The organism is Pseudoalteromonas sp. SR44-5, assembly GCF_014163675.1.
In the GTDB taxonomy this organism is placed as follows: Bacteria; Pseudomonadota; Gammaproteobacteria; order Enterobacterales; family Alteromonadaceae; genus Pseudoalteromonas; species Pseudoalteromonas rhizosphaerae.
In genome coordinates this window covers 1-394 of sequence record NZ_JACJDT010000197.1, presented here as the reverse complement: position 1 = coordinate 394, position 394 = coordinate 1, and the positions used below count along the sequence as shown (strand labels likewise).

The 394-nt window shown below is 33.5% G+C and carries 1 pseudogene; it reads left to right on the top strand.

The window, feature by feature from the left end:
* Positions 1-234, top strand: a pseudogene (locus tag H5154_RS23205) (hypothetical protein); the annotation flags it as partial.
* Between the last annotated feature and the right edge of the window lie 160 nt (positions 235-394).

The window sequence follows — 394 nt, the reverse complement described above, 5'->3', positions numbered from 1 at the left end:
AAGGGAAATAGTGTTACATGGAGAGGTGATAAAATTGGTCCCTATATGGATAAGTATCCGCTCGATCCTGTCATAAAAAATAACTATAAGTATGTTTATCACGAAAATCGTGATGCAACAGAAGAATACCCGAGGGATGAAGTTAATTATGTTATTGCACCATTTAGTGATGACCCAGTATTATTAGAGAAAAACATAAAACGTGCATACGAGCTCAATATTTTACTTTTGTGATTAAAGTTATTTAAAAATAGATTTACAGGCCAAACGCTCTTTAACAATCAGAAAAGGAATTCAAACCTAGGTGGTATATGCTGCCTAGGTTTATTAAAGCAAAGGAACCTGATGCAAAAGAATAATTACTTTGGTGTTGGAATCATGCAAAAGAAAACGA